This is a genomic window from Streptomyces sp. NBC_01335, from assembly GCF_035953295.1.
Classification (GTDB): domain Bacteria; phylum Actinomycetota; class Actinomycetes; order Streptomycetales; family Streptomycetaceae; genus Streptomyces.
This window is the reverse complement of sequence record NZ_CP108370.1, coordinates 6,524,784-6,544,833: the sequence shown is the minus strand read 5'-3', so window position 1 is coordinate 6,544,833 and position 20,050 is coordinate 6,524,784. Positions and strand designations below refer to the sequence as shown.

Sequence of the window (20,050 nt, the reverse complement as noted above, 5' to 3'; positions counted from 1 at the left end):
ACGGTCCCACCAGGGTGTCTCTCCCTGCGCGCGGCCCGCGTTCCGCCTACTCTTCCCCGCATGGCTCCGGCGCAGGAACAGTTCTCCGATCATTCCGACCCCGCTTCCCGTAAGGACGGTGCGGAGAGCAAACCCACTCCGCCCGGGTTCCGGTCGGCGGTCGAGGGGCTGCGCTCGGCGCGGCTCCGTCCCGAGCTGGAGATCGAGGCGACCAGGCCGCCGCAGCGGCTGGCCCCGCACGCCTACGCCCTGGAGGCGGTGGTCGTGGACGGCGAGGAGGACCTCGCGGACGGACGGCTGGTGCTGCTGCACGACCCGGCCGGTCACGACGCCTGGCAGGGAACGTTTCGCCTGGTGACGCTCGTACGGGCGGAGCTGGAGCCGGAGATGGCAGCCGACCCGCTGCTGCCCGAGGTGTGCTGGTCCTGGCTGACGGGCGCACTGGAGGCGCGCGGCCTCACCTACGGGTCGGCGGGCGGCACGGTCACCCGGGCGGGGTCGCACTATTTCGGTGAGCTGGGCAGCCGCCGGCCCGCGACCCAGATCGAGATCCGCGCGTCCTGGACGCCCGGCGACGGTCCTGGCGGGGTGCCGGACACGGCGGGGCACCTGACGGCCTGGGGCGACCTGCTCTGCCAGATCGCGGGCCTGCCGCCGTCCGGTCCGGCCGACGCGACGGTGGTCACCCTGCCGCAGCGGCGGGGGCCGCAGGCCTCGTAACGGTGGAGGGCGGACGACGCCCGCGCACACCGACCGACGCACACCGTCCGGCGCTCCCCGACCGGGCCGGCCGACCGCCGGTCCCATGGTCGTACAATCGATCGCGCGTCCGATTTGTCCGAATTGTTACTCACCAAATCGTGATCTTCCTCTAAAGGAGGACGGGTCTGCTGCCGAAGAGGTCAATGACCCTTCAAGCACGGTTCGCCCCGGCTTCATCCCCGAGCCGGCCCGTCCCGCCACTCCCCCAGGAGGCCTGGTGTCCGTTCTCCTAGAGCAGCCCGCAAGCCTGGTCGCCTACCGCCCGAACAAGCCGACGGCCATGGTCGTCGTGGCCGACCCGCGCGTCCGTTCCACCGTGACCCGCCATCTGTGGGCCCTCGGAGTTCGTGACGTCATCGAGGCGTCGTCCATCGCGGAGGCCCGCCCCCGCGTCGGCAACCCGCGCGACATCTGCGTTGCCGACGTCCACCTGCCCGACGGTTCCGGGCTGACCCTGCTGTCCGAGACCCGAGCCGCAGGCTGGCCGAACGGTCTCGCCCTCTCCGCCGCCGACGACATCGGTGCCGTACGCAACGCCCTCGCGGGCGGCGTCAAGGGCTACGTCGTCACCGGCACCCGTACCAACATCGGCCACCCCAACCGACCCGGCGTCGCCCCCATCGGCGCCAACGCCGCCCGTATGCACCGCCGGCCCCCCGGTTCCCCGAGCCACCCGGGCGGCTACCGCGAACTGTCCGGCCGTGAGGTGGAGGTGCTCCGCCTGGTCGCCGAAGGCCAGTCCAACAAGGCCATCGGCGTCTCGATGGGCCTCTCCGCCCTCACGGTCAAGTCCCACCTCGCCCGCATCGCCCGCAAGCTCGGCACCGGAGACCGCGCCGGAATGGTCGCCGTCGCCCTGCGGACCGGCATCATCCACTGACCACCCCCACCGGCACCCGCAGGGATGCGGGATCCGGCCGGTTTACGCGCCCGACACCCGACGACGGAACGTTCCGTCGTCGGGTGTCGCGCATACACGGATACCCTTGACGGGTGACCGACGCCCAAGAGACCGCAGCAGACACGACACTGCGAACCACCGGGGGCGCTCCCCCGGACGACGTCGCCCCGGCGCCGATCCCCTTGCTGGAACCGCGCGAGGGCATTCCACCGGTGGTGGCGGACGACGACGCCCTCGCCCGGGTGATCGCCGCTTTCGCCGCCGGCAGCGGCCCGGTGGCCGTCGACGCCGAGCGCGCCTCCGGCTACCGCTACGGCCAGCGCGCCTATCTCGTACAGCTGCGCCGCGAGGGCGCGGGCAGCGCCCTCGTCGACCCTGTCGGCTGCCCCGACCTGTCCGGTCTCGGCGAGGCCCTGACCGGCACGGAGTGGATCCTGCACGCCGCCACCCAGGACCTTCCCTGCCTGCGCGAAATAGGCATGCTCCCCACCTCCCTGTTCGACACCGAGCTCGCCGGGCGACTGGCCGGCTTCCCCCGGGTCGGCCTGGGCGCGATGGTCGAGAACGTCCTCGGGTACGCGCTGGAGAAGGGCCACTCGGCCGTCGACTGGTCCACCCGGCCGCTCCCCGACCCGTGGCTGCGCTACGCGGCGCTCGACGTCGAGCTCCTGATCGACCTGCGGGACGCGCTGGAGAAGGAGCTGGACCGCCAGGGGAAGCTGGAATGGGCCCGCGAGGAGTTCGACGCGATCGCGTCGGCGCCCCCCGCCCCGCCCCGCAAGGACCCGTGGCGCCGGACCTCGGGCATGCACAAGGTGCGCAGGCGCCGGCAGCTGGCCGTCGTACGGGAGCTGTGGGAGACCCGCGACCGGGTCGCCCAGCGGCGCGACGTCTCCCCGGGCAAGGTGCTCGGCGACGGGGCGATCGTGGAGGCCGCGCTCGCGGTGCCCGCCAACGTCCAGGCGCTGTCCGCGCTGCCCGGTTTCGGGCACCGCGTGAACCGGCGCCAGCTGGAGCAGTGGCAGGCCGCCGTGGACCGCGCGAAGGCGCTGCCGGAGTCCGAGCTGCCGCAGCCCGGCCAGCAGCTCACCGGCCCGCCGCCGCCGCGCGCCTGGGCGGACAAGGACCCCGCGGCGGCGGACCGGCTCTCGGCCGCCCGCGCCGCCGTCTCCGAACTCGCCGAGCGGCTGCACCTGCCGCCGGAGAACCTCATCACCCCGGACACCGTGCGCCGGGTCTGCTGGGAGCCGCCGAAGAGCGTCACCCCGGGCGCGGTCGAGGACCTGCTCGCGGGGTACGGCGCACGGCGCTGGCAGATCGGTCTTGTGGCCCCGCTGCTGCTGGACGCGCTGAACAAGAGCGCGGCTTCCTGACGCCCCGGTCCGGCGCCCGACCGGCACCTCGCGGCGCACGGGGCGTCCCGGCACCGCACGACGACACCCGACACCCCCGGTCACCCGATTCCACGGCCGACCGGGGGTGTCGTCGTGTCCGGGGCCAGGACGGCGTCGCGTACCGCGAGGATCGAAATCGCGCCAGGTTGGTGTCCCCGCACGAAGCCCCGGGCACGTGTGACCTTCGACGCTCCTCCCACAGGGGGTGGGCAGTCTGGTTACCCACGAGTAGCATGAGGGCGGGCGGCACGCTTCCGGGCGTGCCCCGCAGCAGTGCCATCCCGCACCCTGGAGGAGAGCCATCGTGCCTCGTACCATCCGGGACGTCGTCTTCGTCGACGGCGTCCGCACCCCGTTCGGCAAAGCGGGCCCGAAGGGCATCTACCACGAGACCCGCGCCGACGATCTCGTCGTGAAGGCCATCCGGGAGCTGCTGCGCCGCAACCCGGACCTGGACCCCGCGAAGATCGACGAGGTCGCCATCGCCGCGACCACCCAGATCGGCGACCAGGGCCTCACCCTCGGCCGGACCGCCGGAATCCTGGCCGGTCTGCCGCAGTCCGTCCCCGGCTACTCGATCGACCGCATGTGCGCGGGCGCGCTGACCGCCGTCACCACGACGGCCGGCTCCATCGCCTTCGGCGCCTACGACGTCGTCGTGGCCGGCGGTGTCGAGCACATGGGCCGCCACCCGATGGGCGAGGGCGTGGACCCGAACCCTCGCTTCGTCTCGGAGAAGCTGGTCGACGAGTCCGCCCTCTTCATGGGCATGACCGCCGAGAACCTGCACGACCGCTACCCGCAGATCACCAAGGAACGCGCCGACGCCTACGCCGTGCGCTCGCAGGAGAAGGCCGCCAAGGCGTACGCCAACGGCAAGATCCAGCAGGACCTGGTGCCGATCTCGGTGCGCCGCACCAACGCCGAGGCCGGCGAGACCGGCTGGGGCCTGGTCACCGCCGACGAGCCGATGCGCCCGGGCACCACGATGGAGTCCCTCGCGGGCCTCAAGACCCCGTTCCGTCCGCACGGCCGCGTCACGGCCGGCAACGCGGCGGGGCTCAACGACGGCGCCACCGCCTCGCTGCTCGCCGCCGAGGACGTCGCCCGTGAGCTGGGCCTGCCGGTCCGGATGCGTCTCGTGTCGTACGCCTTCGCCGGCGTCGAGCCGGAGGTCATGGGCTACGGCCCGATCCCGGCGACCGAGAAGGCGCTGGCCAAGGCCGGTCTGACCATCGACGACATCGGCCTCTTCGAGGTCAACGAGGCGTTCGCCGTGCAGGTCCTCGCCCTGCTCGACCACTACGGCATCGCCGACGACGACCCGCGCGTCAACCAGTACGGGGGCGCCATCGCGTACGGCCACCCGCTCGCCTCCTCCGGCGTCCGTCTGATGACCCAGCTGGCCCGCCAGTTCGAGGAGCAGCCGGAGGTCCGCTACGGCATCACCACGATGTGCGTGGGCTTCGGCATGGGCGCCACGGTCATCTGGGAGAACCCGCACTTCGACGCCGACGGAGGCACCAAGTGAGCTCCACCACCGAGCTGCTGAAGGGAGCGGCCGAGCTGTTCCCGGGCGAGGTCGTCACCCAGGCGCACGTGCGCCACCTCGACCTCCCGGCAGGCGCGGGCAGGTTCGCCCTCATCACGCTGGACAACGGCCTGGACCACACCAAGCCGACCACCTTCGGCCCGCAGTCGCTGACCAACCTGGACGCCGCGATCGACCAGGTCGAGAAGGAGGCGTCCGAGGGTTCGATCGTCGGCGTCGGCATCACCGGCAAGCCGTTCATCTTCGCCGTGGGCGCCGACCTCAAGGGCCTCGAAGTCCTGAAGAACCACGAGGACGCGGTGCGGATCGGCAAGGGCGGCCACGCCGTCTTCCGCCGCCTCTCCTCCCTCGCGGTCCCGACCTTCGCGTACTACAACGGCGCGGCGATGGGCGGCGGGGTCGAGGTCGGCCTGCACTGCTCGTACCGCACCGTCTCCAAGGCGCTCCCCGCCTTCTCGCTGCCCGAGGTCTTCCTCGGCCTGGTGCCCGGCTGGGGCGGCTGCGCGCTGCTGCCGAACCTGATCGGCGCCGACCGCGCGGTCTCGGTCATCATCGAGAACTCGCTGAACCAGAACCGCCAGCTCAAGGGCGCGCAGGTCTTCGAGCTCGGCATCGCCGACGCGCTCTTCGACGGCGCGGACTTCCTGGAGCGGTCGCTCGTGTGGACGGCCGGCGTCCTCAAGGGCGAGATCGACGTCGAGCGCGCCGAGATCGACCGCGGCGACGCCTGGGACCAGGCCGTCGCGCGCGGCCGGGCCGTCGCGGACTCCAAGGTGCACGGCGCGGCCCCCGCCGCCTACCGCGCGCTGGAGATCATCGCCGCCGCCAAGGACGGCGACCTGGGCGCCGGCTTCGACGCCGAGGACCAGGCGCTCGCCGACCTCATCATGAGCGGTGAGCTGCGCTCCGGGCTGTACGCCTTCAACCTCGTGCAGAAGCGCGCCAAGCGCCCGGCCGGCGCTCCGGACAAGAGCCTGGCCCGTCCGGTCACCAAGGTCGGTGTCGTCGGCGCCGGTCTGATGGCCAGCCAGCTCGCGCTGCTCTTCCTGCGCCGCCTGGAGGTACCGGTCGTCCTCACGGACATCGACCAGGCGCGTGTCGACAAGGGTGTGGGCTACGTCCACGCCGAGATCGACAAGCTGCTCGGCAAGGGCCGTATCAACCAGGACAAGGCGAACCGTCTCAAGGCCCTGGTGTCCGGTGTGCTGGACAAGGCGGAGGGCTTCTCCGACGCCGACTTCATCATCGAGGCCGTCTTCGAGGAGATCGGCGTCAAGCAGCAGGTGTTCGCGGAGGTCGAGGCGGTCGCCCCGGCGCACGCGATCCTCGCCACCAACACCTCCTCGCTCTCGGTCACCGAGATGGCGTCGAAGCTGAAGAACCCGGAGCGGGTCGTCGGCTTCCACTTCTTCAACCCGGTCGCGATCCTCCCCCTTCTGGAGATCGTGCGCGGCGAGCGGACCGACGACGCGGCGCTGGCGACGGCGTTCGGCGTGGCCCGGAAGCTGAAGAAGACCGCGGTGCTGGTGAAGGACGCCCCGGCGTTCGTCGTCAACCGCATCCTCACCCGCTTCATGGGCGAGATCCAGAACGTCATCGACGAGGGCACCCCGGTCGCCGTCGCCGAGCGCGCCGTCGAGCCGCTCGGTCTGCCGATGTCGCCGCTGGTCCTGCTGGAGCTGGTGGGCCCGGCGATCGGTCTGCACGTCTCCGAGACCCTGCACCGTGCCTTCCCGGAGCGCTTCACCGTCTCCGCGAACCTCGCGGCGGTCGTCGAGGCGGGCAAGCGCGGCTTCTACGTCTACGACTCCGGGAAGCCGGAGCTGGACCCCGAGGTCGCCGCTCTCCTGAAGCAGGGGGACACCGTCCTGACGGAGGAGCAGACCCGTGACCGCGTCCTGGACGCGGTGGCCGAGGAGATCGGCCTGATGCTCGACGAGGGCGTCGTCGCCGAGGCGCAGGACATCGACCTCTGCCTGATCACCGGTGCGGGCTGGCCGTTCCACCTGGGCGGCATCACGCCGTACCTGGACCGGGCGGGCGTCTCCGCGCGGGTGAACGGCAAGCCGTTCCTGGCGCCGGGCGTGGCGAGCGTACCGGCGTAACACCCGGGGCCGGACAGCATCCGGCTGACGTGGACGGGCCGTGCGGAGGACACCTCCGTACGGCCCGTTCTCGTGCGGGTGGGCCGGGTGCCGGGGCGCGACGGCGGCGGACGGGCGCGGGAGCGTGCCGCGTAAGCTGACCGGGTGATGTGGTGGGAACGGCGCCGTCGCAGGTGGTCGGTCGTGCTCGGCGCGGTCCTGCTGTGTCTCTGCACGCTGCTGACCGTGCTGTCCGCCACCCGTGCGCGAAGTTCCCGGGCGGGTCCGGAGGAACTGCGGATCGCCACCTGGAACATGTGCGGCGTCCGGCAGTGGGGCTGCGAGGACACCGGCTCGCGCCGGCAGAAGATCGACGCCGTCGAGGAACTCGCCACCGCCGGGGGCGCCGGAGTGATCATGCTCCAGGAAGTGTGCGCCGACGATCTCGCCCTGGCACGGAAGGAGCTGGGCGGGAGCTGGCACAGCACCTTCCAGGCGTACTCCTACCGTGCCGCCGACGGCACGGACACCCCCGTCCGGTGCGCGCAGCGGCTCGGCGGCACGGCGGGCATCGCGGTGCTGGCCTCCTCGCCCCTCTCCCACGTCGAACAGGTGCCGACGCCGCAGCCGGTGGTGGGGCTGCGACGGGGCATCCGGTGCGCGACCGTGGCGACCCGCGACGTCCAGGTCTGCGACGCGCATCTGAGCCTGGTGGGGGCCGACAAGGCACACCCGCGGTGGGAGTACCGCGACGACCAGCTCGCGGCGCTGTTCGGGGCCGCGGGTCCCCGCACCGTGTTCGGGGGCGACCTGAACAGCTCCCCTCCGACGGCGGCGGACGACACGTATCGCTGGATCTGGCCGGACGAGGCGTACCGCCGCTACCGGGAGTGCGACCAGGCGTCGCCCTCCTCGCGGGCGGGCCGGGACACCCATGCCTCGGGGTCGAAGCTGGACTACGAGTTCACCGCACTCCCCCGGACCGGCTGTGCCGTCCGGGACACCGGCGTCTCGGACCACCGGGCCCTCGTCATGACGGTCCGCACGGGTCAGTAGTGCCCGGCGTAGCCGGAGGCCGGCGGCCTGATCCCGCCGTGGCTGTCTTCCGGGCCGGCCACGGCGAAGCGCACCGACGCCCGCACGGACTCGTTTCCCATGGGGTCCACCGCGAAGCACTCGACGTCGTGCGCACCCGGCATCCACGACCAGCCGGAGTCCCACGCCCAGGTGCCGTCCGGTGCCACCTGGACCACACCGAGCCGCAGCCCGCCTTCGACGAACTCCACACGTGCGGAGCCCGGGGCGTACCCCGTCAGCACCACCGCGGGACCCGGCAGCCGCAGGCCGTCGGCCGGTTCCCACACCATCGGCGCGGTGGGCCTCGTCGTCGGCACGCGGTACGCCCCCTGTCCCCCGGCGCCCTGAGTGGGTGCTGCCGCACCGGACGCGGCGGCGTTCACCGCCGGGACATGGAAGACGGCCTCGGTCCGCGGAGAGTGGTGGCCGACTGCGTCCACGGCGAACAGGCGCACGACGTGCTTGCCCGCGGTCCAGTCGCGGCCCGGGTCCCAGCTCCAGCGGCCGTCCGGCGCGACCTGCGGAGAGAACAGGAATTTTCCGTTCTCCCAGAGACTCACCCGCACCGCTCCGGGCGCGGAGCCGGTGAACGGCACGGTCGACCCCGGCGCCGTTGCCCCGGACACCGGCGCGTCGACGACGGGTGCGGGGAAGGATTCCTGGAGCAGGGAGGTCGACCTCAGGTACGCGTCGATACCGGCTGTGCCGCGCTCCGGCTGCTCGTACCCGGTCCGGATCGACCCGATGCGCGGAGTGACGCCGTCGACGAGGAGGTGGGCGAGCCCCAGCATGACCGGGAGGTTGCGCGAGGCCGCCTTGTCGTGGCCGACGTCGAGCGGGGAGTCGTGGTGGATGAAGTTGACGTTGCCGTAGTCCCGGAAGTGCCCGATGTACGGCTCCACGTGCTGCTCGTACCGCGCGCCCCCGGGCGACGAGATCACGTAGATGTCGGCGTCGCGGTTGCCACTGAGCCACACCGTCTCCGGCAGCAGCGCATCGAGGATCTCGACGTTCCGGTCCGGGACGTCCTCGCCCGTCATGAAGCGGGCGGTGGACTGCGTGTGCTGCTTCGCGAAGGAGCCGACGGCGAACTGCGGATCACCGGCCACGATGGAGCGGAAGCCGTACTTCAGTCCGTAGTACAGCGCGGCCGTACCGCCCGTCGAGCTGCCGAACATGATGCAGTCGTCCGGCGTCAGTTCCAGCGCGTGCATGACGTTGGAGATGAGGCCGATGACGGACTCCTCCAGCCCGAAATCCATCTCCTTGCACAGGTAGTAGCTGTTCTCACCGTCGAAATTGTCCCGGATCCACAGGATGTTGGACCGCGTCCCGTCCAGGACCCCGTCGGCCCACCCGTACTCGTCGGGCGCGAAGGGATGGGCGAAGACGACCATCAGCCGCCGGTTGCCGTTCTTGGCGTGGGCGAACCTGTAGTCGACGGGGAACCTGCCGGACGTGTCCACCCCGTCGAAGATCTGGCGGCCGGCCGGGACTGCGTCAGACATGGAGGGAATCCGTCCTCGCGGCGTACTGGTCCGAGGGCCGGTGCGGGGCGGGGTAGGTCATGGCGCGGGCCACGCCTTCCGCCGGCGGAGCACCGGTTTCGAGGGCGAGCGGCCCGTGCGGCCCGGGGAACATCATGTCGATGTCCGTCCCGCCGACCCGCCGGGCGTCCAGGTCGCCGCCGGCCGCGAGGACGTGCTCGGCGAGCCGGGACGCGGCGTACCCGTCGTCGAGGTCGCAGAACTGCTGCTGGAACCAGCGGTACCGCTCCGCGTAGTCCTCCTCGATCCGGTCCACGTTCGCGATGGCCGAGATCAGCTCGGCCGATTCGGAGAGCAGCGGGCCGGGGGCGCTCCGCTCGAAGTCGAAGTAGAAGCCGCGCAAGGTGTCGCGGTAGTGGTCGAGGTCGTAGGTGAAGAAGAGGATGGGGCGCCCAGTGTTGACGAAGTCGAACATCAGCGACGAGTAGTCCGTGATCATCACGTCGGTGATGAGCGAGAGATCCGCCATGTCGGGGTAGTCCGACACGTCGAAGACGAAGCCGTCCCCCGCGCCGGGGACCGGGTCCACCACGTTGGGGTGGCGGCGGACCATCAGCACGTGGTCGGAGCCGAGCCGTGCGCGGGCGTCGTCGAGGTCGATCCGGAAGTCGAACTTGTACTTGCCGGGTGCGTAGAACTGGTCGTCGCGCCAGGTCGGGGCGTACATGATGATGCGCTTGCCCGGGGGAAGGCCGATGCTCTGCCTGATCTCGGCCGCGCGGCGCTCCATGCCGGGCCGGCGCAGGATGTCGTTGCGGGGGTACCCGCACTCGACCATCTCTCCGGGGAACTGGAAGGCCCGCTTGAGGATGGGGGTGGAGAAGCTGTTGGGCGAGACCAGCATGTCCCAGTTCTGCACCTCCTTCGCGACCCGCTCCAGATAGCGCTGGTCGGCGAAGTGGACGGCTTCGATGTCGTGGCCGATCTTCTTGAGCGGCGTACCGTGCCAGGTCTGGACGACCACCTGGTCCTGACGCTTCTCGAACCAGTCGGGGAGATGGTTGTTGGCGACGATGTAACGGGAGGTCGCCAGGGCGTCGTACCACTCCCGCGACCACATGCGCACGGGCCGGGCCGTGGGCGGGACCTGGACCTGGTCGTCGCGGACCACCCAGAGGTGTTCCAGGGCGACTTCGCGCCGGACCATCTCCTCGTGGACGGCTCGCGGGCTGTCCGAGTACTGCGTGCCCTTGAAGGCGTCGAACAGCACGGCGGGCTTGATGTGGGTACGGCGCGCCTGGGGGTAGTACTTGGTGCGCAGCAGCTTCTGCCGGTACGGGCCCCGGGCGTCCTCGGCCATCGCGGAGCGGACGAGGAGGGAGAGCCTGTCGTACGCCTCCGCCTGGAGCTCGTATCCGCGGCCGCCTTCCTCGACTTCCTGCGGGAAGGTGGGGATGAGGCTCTGCTCGATCTTCAGGGTGAGGTCGGCCAGACGCTGGTCCGGGGCCACGACGGACGGGTCCTGACGGCGGAGGAAGAAGTCCCACCGGCCCGCGGCGAGCGGGATGTCCCCGGCGAGGGTCCGCATCGCCGCGGGGGTGACCACGCAGCGGAAGCGGTCTCCGGCCCACTGGATGGCCACCGCGCGTTCGGCGCCATGGGCGCGCGAGCGGACCACCACGTGCGCGTCGGCCGTCGTGTCCGGAGGCAGCTGGCCGGCGCAGGAGTACCTGCCGACGATCTCCAGGCTGCCGTCCTCGCGCCAGTGGTAGTCCGCGACGAGCGGCAGGGCCGCGCGCTCGAAGAGGACGACGTACCCCGATCCGTTGCGGTGGACGACGATCTCGCGGTCGCCCTCCTGCGTCTGGAGCTCCTCGGGCATCCGGTAGTGGCCGTCGTCCGTGTCCTGCGCCATGACGGGGTACAGGGCCCCCTTGCGGCCCTCGACGTGGACCGTCGTCTTCCAGCCGTTGCTCCCCATGGTCCATGCCTGGGGTACCGAGCCGTCGCCGTTTCCGCGTGTTCCGGGCACGAGGTGGCTGAGCGGAATGCGCGCGGCGAACGTGCACCAGCCGTCACCGCCGGGCTGGAACGACATCCAGGAGTCGTGTTTGCCGGCGCCGTTCAGACTGGTGACGCGGAATTTACCCCATTCCGGGACGGTGGGTCCGAGGTAGACACCGCCGAGTTCGAGGTACTGGCCGGTCACCCGGTGCCGTGTGATGCGGCACCGCACCCTTTCGACACGGAGCTTGAGGCCGCCCTGGACGAAAAGGGGGACGATCCGGGTGTTGTTGTCGACGTAGCGGATCGGCGGGTTGGCCGCGGATCCCGCTCCGCCGCGCCCGATGCTCTTGTACCGGAACAGGCCGCGGCTGAACACGCCGGCGGCGATGTCCCAGGTGCCCTCGACCCACTCGCCCTTCTTCTTCAGGCGAGTGGTGTCGAACCGGCTCTCGAATCCGGCCCAGTCGTAGCAGTAGCGATTCTGGTTCGAGTGCTCGGTCGCCTGCGGGTAATACGTGGTCTTCGCGAGATTGACGAGCGTGTTGCCCAGCTTCTTGTTCCGCAGGGCCAGCATCTTCGTCGACATGTGCCGCTTGTGCACATTGATGAAACGCACGTAAGCGGATCCGGTCAGGGTCAGCCACTCGCCGTTCCACTCGGCGCTGTGGAGCGAACTGAACGGCGATAGTTCCTTGCCGAGCCGGTAGTCGCGCTTCTCCAGACCGGTTTCCCGGTTTCCGAGGTGCGGGTAGTTCAGGTATCTGTGGAACCGGCGGCGCACCGGGAGCGGGCCGCCCTTCCGCTCGAATTCGAGGACGTCGAGAAGTTCGGCGAGCCGGCCCTGGTGGACGAGGAGCCACTTCACCCGGGCGTCGGCGGGGAGTTGCTCGATCAGATCGTCGTCCGCCTCGCTCAGGAAGTCCTGGGCGGCGTACATGAAGGCGTCGCGGTACTCCTCGTCCGCGTCGGGAAGAACCTTCAGATGCAGCATGAGGTCCGACTTGAGGCATACGAGGTCGTACTTGCGCTTGTGTTCGCGGTAGGCACGCGAACGGTGCTGTCCGAGGAAACGGCTCACGGACCGCACGGCCGCGACGCGGTCCTGAAGGTTGCTGAGCTCGGTGTGGCGCTGCGTGATGGAGGGCGCGGCCCCGCCGTCGCGCCGTCGCCAGAAGTAGACGACGTCGTTGATGACATCGACCTTCTCGGCCTTGAAGTGGGCGAACATGTTCACCCAGGAGTCCTCGTAGAGGACCCCTTCGGGGAACTGGATGAAGTGGTAGTCCCAGAAACTCCGCCGGAACACCTTGTTCCAGACGGTCCGGTCGTAGATAAGGGCGTCGAAGCGCGTGATGTGCGTACCACGCCGGTCCCGCTGCATCGGACCCTGATGCAGCGGCGACTGCCACTTCTTCGTGGAGTTCATCATCTGCACGTTGCCGGAGACGAAATCCGATCCGGACTCCGAGAGTGTGCGGATGAGCAGTTCGTAGGCGTACTCGGGGATGACGTCGTCGCCGTCGGCGAACACCAGGAACTCGCCTTCGGGATGCATGGCGCGCAGTCCCGTGTTCCGTGCGTGCCCCGGACCGTGGCTCTCCTGGCGTATCAGCCGAAAGCGGGGGTCGATCGTGCAGAACTCTTCCGCGATCGCGGTGGACGTGTCCGTCGAACCGTCGTCGACCATGATCACTTCGAAATCACGGAATGTCTGTCTCGCAATGGATTCCAGGCACTCCGCGAGATAAGCCTCCACGTCCATGAAGGGGACGACGACACTCAGACGGGGCCCAGAGGCCATGCTTCACACTCCAGTTCGCGACAGCAGAGACCACCTGCGCCCACTACGACTTCCCAAGACACGCACCACCCGTCGGCTGTCCCCGACCTGCGGTGGGCCACCCCCGTCGAGTGCTCGCGGCCTCGAACTGTTGCGCCAGATGCAAATCTTAAGTGAACATTAAAGGATGTCAACGTGCGTATTCCGTGCCGGTATCGCAAAGAGGTCGACAGGTGAAGTGACGTGTGCCACAATCTCCGCCGCACAACCGTCTGCCGCCTTCATCGATCGGTTCGGAAGTCCCGCGCACCATTGGCCCGAAAGGCCAATGGGTTCGGTCTCATTGACGGTATGTGAGCAATCCGGACGGGGTTGAGCGGACAGGAGCCTCTCGTCCGGATCGGGCCGGGCCCGTGCGCCCCAGCACCGCGCCCCCCGCGCGCCCGGCACCACGCCCGGGCCGTGTCCGGCCGTTCCCCCCGGAATCGGCGCGGGCGAGTACCCCGAACACCGGGGCCGGCCTTCCGACCCCGCGTCGCCACCGGCCGTCAGAGAGCTCGCCACTCCGAAAGGGTCAGGCCCGGCCCGTCCACCTGCCGGGCGATCCGGGGGGTTTCGTCCTCACCGACGACCGCCATCACGACCGCGCCGACGGCGTCCTGCACGAGTGCGGGAGCTCCGAGGCAGCGGACTCCCGTGTCCGTCCACCACATTCCGTTCGCCTCGTTCTCCGTGACGCAGATGCCGGCCGTCGCGGTGCCGTCCACGCTCCGGTGGGCCAGCAAGGTGCAGTCGTAACCGTCCAGGCGAGCCCTTGTCACCGTCTGGGCGCCGTCGCCGGGGGCCCCTCCCAGAGCCATCGGCCAGCCACCGGCCCGAAAGGCGACCGCTCCGCGGCCTCCCGGGTCGGCCCAGTAACAGGTGGGGCGGTCGGGCCCGGTCTCCAGAACGGCGAGCGTGCCCGGCGCCGCCGCGAGGCGTGCGGGACGCCCCTCCCCGAGAGCCCCGCCGGCTTCCTGCTGCGACCAGTGCAGCACTCCCTCGCGGGTGGTGGCGAACAGTTCGATCCGCCCCGAGGCGAGCGCGACGGCGGCGAGGTTTCCCTCCAGGCCGCCGCAGTCCTGCTCCTGCCAGCCCAGCCACTTGCCGTCGCCGCGCTCCTGACGATGCGCGAGGCCGCCGGACGCGTTCCGCACGAAGACGTCCACCGCACCCGAACCGGCCATCACGACCACGGGCTCCGAGACCCGGCTCGCGGGTTCCGCCTCCTTGTGGGGGTTCCCCAGCGAGCGCCACTGGGAGACGGGACGCCCCGTCTGGTACTGGACGGCGTGGACGATGTCGACCTCGGAGCCGCCCCCCGGCACCCCGCGCTCCCGGCGGCCGACGAGATGAACGTACGCGTGGGCGTCCTGGGTGACGGACAGGTGGGTCAGACCCGGGACGGGGACGAGAACGGGCTGCCCCCAGTCCGGGCCGCCGGGGCGCTCCTCGGTCCAACGCCGCAGTCCGCCTTCGGCGGGGACGTAGAGGGTGAGGCGGCCGTCCTTGCCGAGGGTCAGCCAGGCGCCCCGCAACGCGACGGAGGCGCCGGCGGAGTCCGCCTTCGGGGGCGCGGGAGCAGGCCGTCCACGCATGTCCGCAGTCACCCTTCCAGGCATCCGGCACGCTCAGGATGTCCCACATCGCGTGCATTTTCGAATTTTCAACATCCTAGACCCCGCCTGCGCCGGAAGTTCAGGCGGAGGCCGGGTGAACGTCCGGCGGGCACGGACGCTGCGGGGTCACCTTCACCTCCCGTGGGCGAGCAGTCCTTCGTACGTACACTCGACGAACTGTCTATAGTGCTATGCACTACGCAAGTCGGACCGGCCCTTCCCCCCACCCGGGTCCATTCACCCCACGGCTCCCCCGGCCGCGAGAACAAGGGACTCGAACTCCATGAGTGAAGACGCCACGCCTTCGGGTGGCCGGGCATCCCGACGGAACTCGTCCCGGACGAAGGGCCGCGGGAAGACCGGGGCCGACGGGCGCCCGAAGCGCCGCCGGGGCCTCAAGATCGCCCTCGGTATCGTCCTCGTCCTGCTGATCGCGGCAGGCGGCACGGTCTACTGGATGTACCGCGACCTCGACGGCAACATCAAGGCCGTCGACATCGACTCCAAGCTCGACGAGAAGGAGCGGCCGGAGAAGCTGCCGACGTCCGGGCAGAACATCCTCGTCCTCGGGTCGGACTCGCGGGCCGGGGCGGAGAACAAGGCGCTCGGCGGCGGTGGCGGCGTCAGCGGCGCGCGGTCGGACACGGCGATGGTCGTGCACATACCCGAGGGCCGCACCGAGGCCGTCGCGGTCTCGATACCCCGCGACACGCTGGTGACCCGGCCCGAGTGCGTCAAGAACGACGGCTCCACGATGAAGTCCGCCGAGCGCGTCATGTTCAACTCGGTCTACTCGCAGGTGGGTCCGGCCTGCGTCGTCAAGACCGTCGAGAAGATGTCCGGCGTGCGGATCGACCACTATCTGGAGATCAACTTCGCCGGCTTCAAGGGTCTCGTCGACGCCATAGGCGGTGTCACGGTCAAGGTCGACGAGCCCATCAAGGACAGCGCGACCGGCCTGAACCTCACCGCCGGTACGCACAAGCTCGACGGCACCCAGTCCCTCGCCTTCGTCCGGACCCGCCACGGCATCGGGGACGGGAGCGACCTCGGCCGGATCGGCCTCCAGCAGCAGTTCCTCTTCGCGCTGCTGAAGGAGGTCAAGAAGCAGGACCTGCTGGGCAGCCCCACCAAGTCCTACAAGATCGCCAGTGCCGCCACCGAGTCGCTGACCACCGACTCCAGCCTCGCCTCGCTGACCTCCCTGGCGGAGTTCGCCCGTTCGATGAACGGCGTCGACCCGTCGACCATGGAGACGATCATGCTGCCGGTGGCGTACGACACGGTGGACCCGAACCGGGTGGTGGCCGCCCACCCGCAGTCCGACGACCTGTGGAAGGCGATCCGCACGGACGCCACCATCCCCGAGTCGGCCAAGAAGTCGCCGGCGACCGGCGGCTGACGGCCCCCGCAGACCTGCGGACCTGCGGACCTGCGGAAACGGAAGAGGGGCGTGCGGCCTTGACAGTCGCACGCCCCTCTCGCGTCGCCCCGCGGCCGTGGTGCGGCTGCGGCGGCGCGGCGGGTCACCTCCCGCCGGCGGCCAGTCGGCTGTGCTTGCGCCCGTACACGAAGTAGATGATCACGCCCAGCACCATCCAGAGCGCGAACCGGAGCCAGGTCTCCACCGGCAGGTTGAGCATCAGCCAGACCGAGGCGGCCACCGAGAGGATCGGGAGCAGCGGCACCCAGGGGGTACGGAAGGCGCGGGGCAGGTCGGGACGGGTGCGGCGGAGCACGATCACGCCGAGGGCGACCACCACGAACGCGAAGAGCGTCCCGATGTTCACCAGGGTCGCCAGCTCGTCGATGCTGGTGAATCCGGCGACGATCGCGATGACGACGCCGAGCAGGATCGTCGGACGGTACGGGGTGCCGTACTTCGGGTGGGTCACGGAGAAGAACCGGGGCAGCAGCCCGTCACGGCTCATCGCGAAGAAGACGCGGGACTGGCCCAGCAGCAGGATCATGCAGACGACGGTGAGCCCGACGGCGGCGCCGAAGCTGATGATGCCCGCGTAGAAGGGGTGGCCGACCGCCTTGAAGGCGTCGGCCAGCGGGGCGCTGACGGAGAGTTCGGTGTAGTGCTGCATGCCGGTGACCACGATGGAGACGGCGACGTAGAGCACCGTGCAGATGAGGAGCGACCCGAGGATGCCCCGGGGCATGTCCCGCTGCGGGTGCCGGGTCTCCTCGGCGGCGGTGGCGACCACGTCGAAGCCGATGAAGGCGAAGAAGACGATGGAGGCGGCGGTGAAGATGCCCATCACGCCGAAGTTGGTGGGCGCGTAGCCGAACACCGCCTGGATCAGCGGGGAGTCGAGGCCGGTGCCGGACGGCTGGGGCTGGGCCTCCGGGATGAAGGGCGAGTAGTTGCCGGAGTCGATGAAGAAGAGCCCGGCGACGATGACGATCAGGACGACGGCCACCTTGATGGCGACGACCACGGTGGTGACCCGCGCGGAGAGCTTCATGCCGAGCACCAGGACGGCGGTGAGGACCAGCACGAGGAGGAACGCCAGGAGGTCGAACCCGAAGCCGGACGCCACGTCGGTGCCGGAGAGCACGTCGGGCAGCGACCAGCCCGCGTTGTCCAACAGCGAGCGTACGTACCCGGACCAGCCGACGGCCACCACCGCCGTGCCCAGCGCGAACTCCAGCACCAGGTCCCAGCCGATGATCCACGCGACCAGCTCGCCGAGCGAGGCGTAGGAGAAGGTGTACGCGGAGCCCGCGACGGGGACCGTGGAGGCGAACTCGGCGTAGCAGAGGGCGGCCAGCGCGCAGACGACTCCGGCGACCGCGAAGGCGATGGCGGTCGCGGGGCCCGCGGTCTCCTTGGCGACCTTGCCGGTGAGGACGAAGATGCCGGTGCCGATGACGACTCCGACACCGAAGACCGTGAGGTCGAGGGCGGAGAGCGACTTCCTGAGCGCGTGCTCGGGCTCCTCGGTGTCCCGCAGGGACTGCTCGATCGTCTTGGTCCGGAACAGACCGTCCCGGCCGGGGGGTGTCCCCTGCTCCACGCTCACCTGCGTACCTCCGCGCACTCGTCGTGGGCGCCATCATGGGGAGGTCCCCCGGACTCGGGGCGCCTTGCGGAGCATGTCGCGCGGATGGGCCGGTGCCACCACCCGTACAGGGAGGCGGCACCGGCCCATTCGGCGGTACGCGGGGTGTGCCGGACGCCGTCCGGCGCGGGCCGCGGCCGGCGTCGGGGCCGGTCGCGCGGGTCCGGTCGGGGGCGGGTCAGTCGCGGGCGTGCTCCGCGTCGCGGGTCTCGTAGCGGCCGTCGAGCTTGGCGACGAGCCCGGTGACCTGGCGGGCGATGTCCGGGGCGGTGAGGCCGATCTCGGCCATGACCTCGTTGCGCGAGGCGTGGTCGAGGAAGACCGGCGGGATGCCGAAGTCGCGCAGCGGCAGGTCGACACCCGCGTCACGGAGCGCCTGGGCGACGGCGGAGCCGACGCCTCCGACGCGGCTGTTGTCCTCGACGGTGACGACGACCCGGTGGCGGTCGGCGAGCGGGGCCATGGCCTCGTCGACCGGCTTGACCCAGCGCGGGTCGACCACGGTGGTGGAGATGCCCTGGGCGTCGAGCAGGTCGGCGATCTCCAGGCACATGGGGGCGAGCGCGCCGACCGAGACCAGCAGCACGTCCGGCCGGTCGGTGTCGGGGACGCGCAGCAGGTCCATGCCGCCGACGGTGCCGACCGCCTTGACGGCCGGGCCGACCGCGCCCTTGGAGAAGCGGACCACGGTGGGCGCGTCGTCGACGTCGACGGCCTCGCGCAGCTGGGCGCGGACCTGGTCGGCGTCGCGCGGGGCGGCGATCCGCAGCCCCGGCACGCACTGGAGGATCGACATGTCCCACATGCCGTTGTGCGAGGCGCCGTCGGTGCCGGTGATGCCGGCCCGGTCCAGGACGAAGGTGACGCCGCACTTGTGCAGGGCGACGTCCATCAGGACCTGGTCGAAGGCGCGGTTGAGGAAGGTGGCGTACACCGCGAAGACGGGGTGCAGTCCGCCGGTGGCGAGGCCGGCGGCGGAGACCGCGCCGTGCTGCTCGGCGATGCCGACGTCGTAGATCCGGTCGGGGAAGGCTTCCTCGAACTTGCCGAGGCCGACCGGCTGGAGCATGGCGGCGGTGATCGCGACGATGTCCTCGCGCTCCCGGCCGAGCTTGACCATCTCCTCGCCGAAGACGGAGGTCCAGTCGAGGCCGGAGGTGGAGATGGGCAGCCCGGTGTCGGGGTGGATCTTGCCGACGGCGTGGAAGCGGTCGGCCTCGTCCTGGAGGGCGGGGGTGTAGCCGCGGCCCTTCTCGGTGATGCAGTGGACGATGACCGGTCCGCCGAAGCGCTTGGCCCGCAGCAGCGCGGACTCCAGTGCCTCGATGTCGTGGCCGTCGATGGGGCCGACGTACTTCAGGCCCAGGTCCTCGAACATGCCCTGCGGTGCGATGAAGTCCTTGAGGCCCTTCTTCGCGCCGTGCAGCGTCTCGTAGAGCGGCCGGCCGACGACGGGGGTGCGCTCCAGGAGGTCCTTGCCGCGGGCGAGGAAGCGCTCGTAGCCGTCCGTGGTGCGCAGGGTGGCGAGGTGGTTGGCGAGGCCGCCGATGGTGGGCGCGTAGGAGCGCTCGTTGTCGTTGACGACGATGACGAGCGGGCGGTCCTTGGCGGCGGCGATGTTGTTGAGCGCCTCCCAGGCCATGCCGCCGGTGAGGGCTCCGTCGCCGATGACGGCGACGACGTGGTCGTCCTTGCGCAGCACCTCGTTGGCCTTGGCGAGGCCGTCGGCCCAGCCGAGGACGGTGGAGGCGTGCGAGTTCTCGATCACGTCGTGCTCGGACTCGGCGCGCGAGGGGTACCCCGACAGGCCGCCCTTGCTCTTGAGCCGGGAGAAGTCCTGGCGGCCCGTGAGGAGCTTGTGCACGTAGCTCTGGTGGCCGGTGTCGAAGAGGACCTTGTCGCGGGGCGACTCGAAGACCCGGTGGAGGGCGATGGTCAGCTCGACCACGCCCAGGTTGGGGCCCAGGTGTCCACCGGTCTTGGACACGGCGTCGACCAGGAACGTACGGATCTCCCCGGCGAGCTGTTCCAGCTGGTCGAGGCTGAGCCGGTCCAGGTCGCGCGGTCCCTCGATGCGGGTCAGCAGGTCCACCCGTGCCTCCTTGCGTGTGAGCTGGTCGAGCGTGTCGATTTGGACGAGTCTAGTGTTCCGGCCCGGGGCCGCAGCATCGGGCGGTGCGTTCCTTCTCACGCCCGGGGTACCACCGGGCGTGGGAGCCGGGGTCGCGCGCCCGCCGCGACCCGCGCTGGATGCTCCTACCCCGGGAGCGCCGGTCG

General features: G+C 70.6%; 12 protein-coding genes. 7 read left to right on the top strand and 5 right to left on the bottom strand.

What is annotated here, in order from left to right:
* Positions 1 to 60: 60 nt before the first annotated feature.
* The 6 genes from OG599_RS27920 to OG599_RS27895 all read left to right on the top strand — a co-directional run bounded on the left by OG599_RS27920 (position 61) and on the right by OG599_RS27895 (position 7,749).
* Positions 61 to 720 (top strand): DUF3000 domain-containing protein, encoded by a 660-nt coding sequence (locus OG599_RS27920; RefSeq protein ID WP_327178722.1) that lies wholly within the window; start codon positions 61 to 63, stop codon positions 718 to 720.
* A 259-nt stretch (positions 721 to 979) separates the two neighbouring features.
* On the top strand, positions 980 to 1,642 hold the full coding sequence (locus tag OG599_RS27915) for a helix-turn-helix transcriptional regulator (RefSeq protein ID WP_266710186.1): 663 nt from the start codon (positions 980 to 982) through the stop codon (positions 1,640 to 1,642).
* 113 nt (positions 1,643 to 1,755) lie between these two features.
* Positions 1,756 to 3,036, top strand: a complete 1,281-nt coding sequence (locus OG599_RS27910; RefSeq protein ID WP_327178721.1) for a ribonuclease D — start codon at positions 1,756 to 1,758, stop codon at positions 3,034 to 3,036.
* A gap of 325 nt (positions 3,037 to 3,361) precedes the next feature.
* Positions 3,362 to 4,588, top strand: coding sequence for a thiolase family protein (locus OG599_RS27905; protein WP_327178720.1), 1,227 nt, complete (start codon positions 3,362 to 3,364; stop codon positions 4,586 to 4,588).
* A complete protein-coding gene (locus OG599_RS27900; protein ID WP_327178719.1) occupies positions 4,585 to 6,714 on the top strand; it encodes a 3-hydroxyacyl-CoA dehydrogenase NAD-binding domain-containing protein in 2,130 nt (709 codons plus the stop codon). Before OG599_RS27905 ends, OG599_RS27900 begins: the two co-directional genes overlap by 4 nt.
* Positions 6,715 to 6,861: 147 nt before the next feature.
* On the top strand, positions 6,862 to 7,749 hold the full coding sequence (locus OG599_RS27895; RefSeq protein WP_327180212.1) for an endonuclease/exonuclease/phosphatase family protein: 888 nt from the start codon (positions 6,862 to 6,864) through the stop codon (positions 7,747 to 7,749).
* Here OG599_RS27895 and OG599_RS27890 read toward each other — a convergent pair.
* From OG599_RS27890 to OG599_RS27880, 3 genes are all read right to left on the bottom strand, one after another.
* On the bottom strand, positions 7,743 to 9,278 hold the full coding sequence (locus tag OG599_RS27890) for an accessory Sec system protein Asp2 (protein ID WP_327178718.1): 1,536 nt from the start codon (positions 9,276 to 9,278) through the stop codon (positions 7,743 to 7,745). The genes OG599_RS27895 and OG599_RS27890 overlap by 7 nt on opposite strands.
* Positions 9,271 to 13,065 (bottom strand): bifunctional glycosyltransferase/CDP-glycerol:glycerophosphate glycerophosphotransferase, encoded by a 3,795-nt coding sequence (locus OG599_RS27885; protein WP_327178717.1) that lies wholly within the window; start codon positions 13,063 to 13,065, stop codon positions 9,271 to 9,273. Before OG599_RS27885 ends, OG599_RS27890 begins: the two co-directional genes overlap by 8 nt.
* A 527-nt stretch (positions 13,066 to 13,592) precedes the next feature.
* Positions 13,593 to 14,681, bottom strand: a complete 1,089-nt coding sequence (locus OG599_RS27880; RefSeq protein ID WP_327178716.1) for a hypothetical protein — start codon at positions 14,679 to 14,681, stop codon at positions 13,593 to 13,595.
* 304 nt (positions 14,682 to 14,985) lie between these two features.
* On the opposite strand from OG599_RS27880, the gene OG599_RS27875 reads away from it, so the two are divergent.
* A complete protein-coding gene (locus tag OG599_RS27875) occupies positions 14,986 to 16,104 on the top strand; it encodes an LCP family protein (protein ID WP_327178715.1) in 1,119 nt (372 codons plus the stop codon).
* Between the two features lie 124 nt (positions 16,105 to 16,228).
* Here the strand turns inward: OG599_RS27875 and OG599_RS27870 are convergent, their stop codons facing one another.
* Positions 16,229 to 17,695: an amino acid permease gene (locus OG599_RS27870; RefSeq protein WP_442809714.1), complete on the bottom strand. Its 1,467-nt coding sequence runs from the start codon at positions 17,693 to 17,695 to the stop codon at positions 16,229 to 16,231.
* A gap of 256 nt (positions 17,696 to 17,951) precedes the next feature.
* The gene (dxs, locus tag OG599_RS27865) at positions 17,952 to 19,865 is read right to left on the bottom strand and encodes a 1-deoxy-D-xylulose-5-phosphate synthase (RefSeq protein WP_327178713.1); all 1,914 of its coding nucleotides are present in this window, start codon (positions 19,863 to 19,865) and stop codon (positions 17,952 to 17,954) included.
* Between the last annotated feature and the right edge of the window lie 185 nt (positions 19,866 to 20,050).

What these genes read in the sequence shown, in the direction of transcription:
- OG599_RS27920 (WP_327178722.1), top strand. Translation starts at nt 61, where the DNA reads ATGGCTCCGGCGCAGGAACAGTTCTCCGATCATTCCGACCCCGCTTCC.
- OG599_RS27895 (WP_327180212.1), top strand. Translation starts at nt 6,862, where the DNA reads ATGTGGTGGGAACGGCGCCGTCGCAGGTGGTCGGTCGTGCTCGGCGCG.
- OG599_RS27890 (WP_327178718.1), bottom strand. Translation starts at nt 9,278, where the DNA reads ATGTCTGACGCAGTCCCGGCCGGCCGCCAGATCTTCGACGGGGTGGAC.
- OG599_RS27885 (WP_327178717.1), bottom strand. Translation starts at nt 13,065, where the DNA reads ATGGCCTCTGGGCCCCGTCTGAGTGTCGTCGTCCCCTTCATGGACGTG.
- OG599_RS27880 (WP_327178716.1), bottom strand. Translation starts at nt 14,681, where the DNA reads ATGCGTGGACGGCCTGCTCCCGCGCCCCCGAAGGCGGACTCCGCCGGC.
- OG599_RS27875 (WP_327178715.1), top strand. Translation starts at nt 14,986, where the DNA reads ATGAGTGAAGACGCCACGCCTTCGGGTGGCCGGGCATCCCGACGGAAC.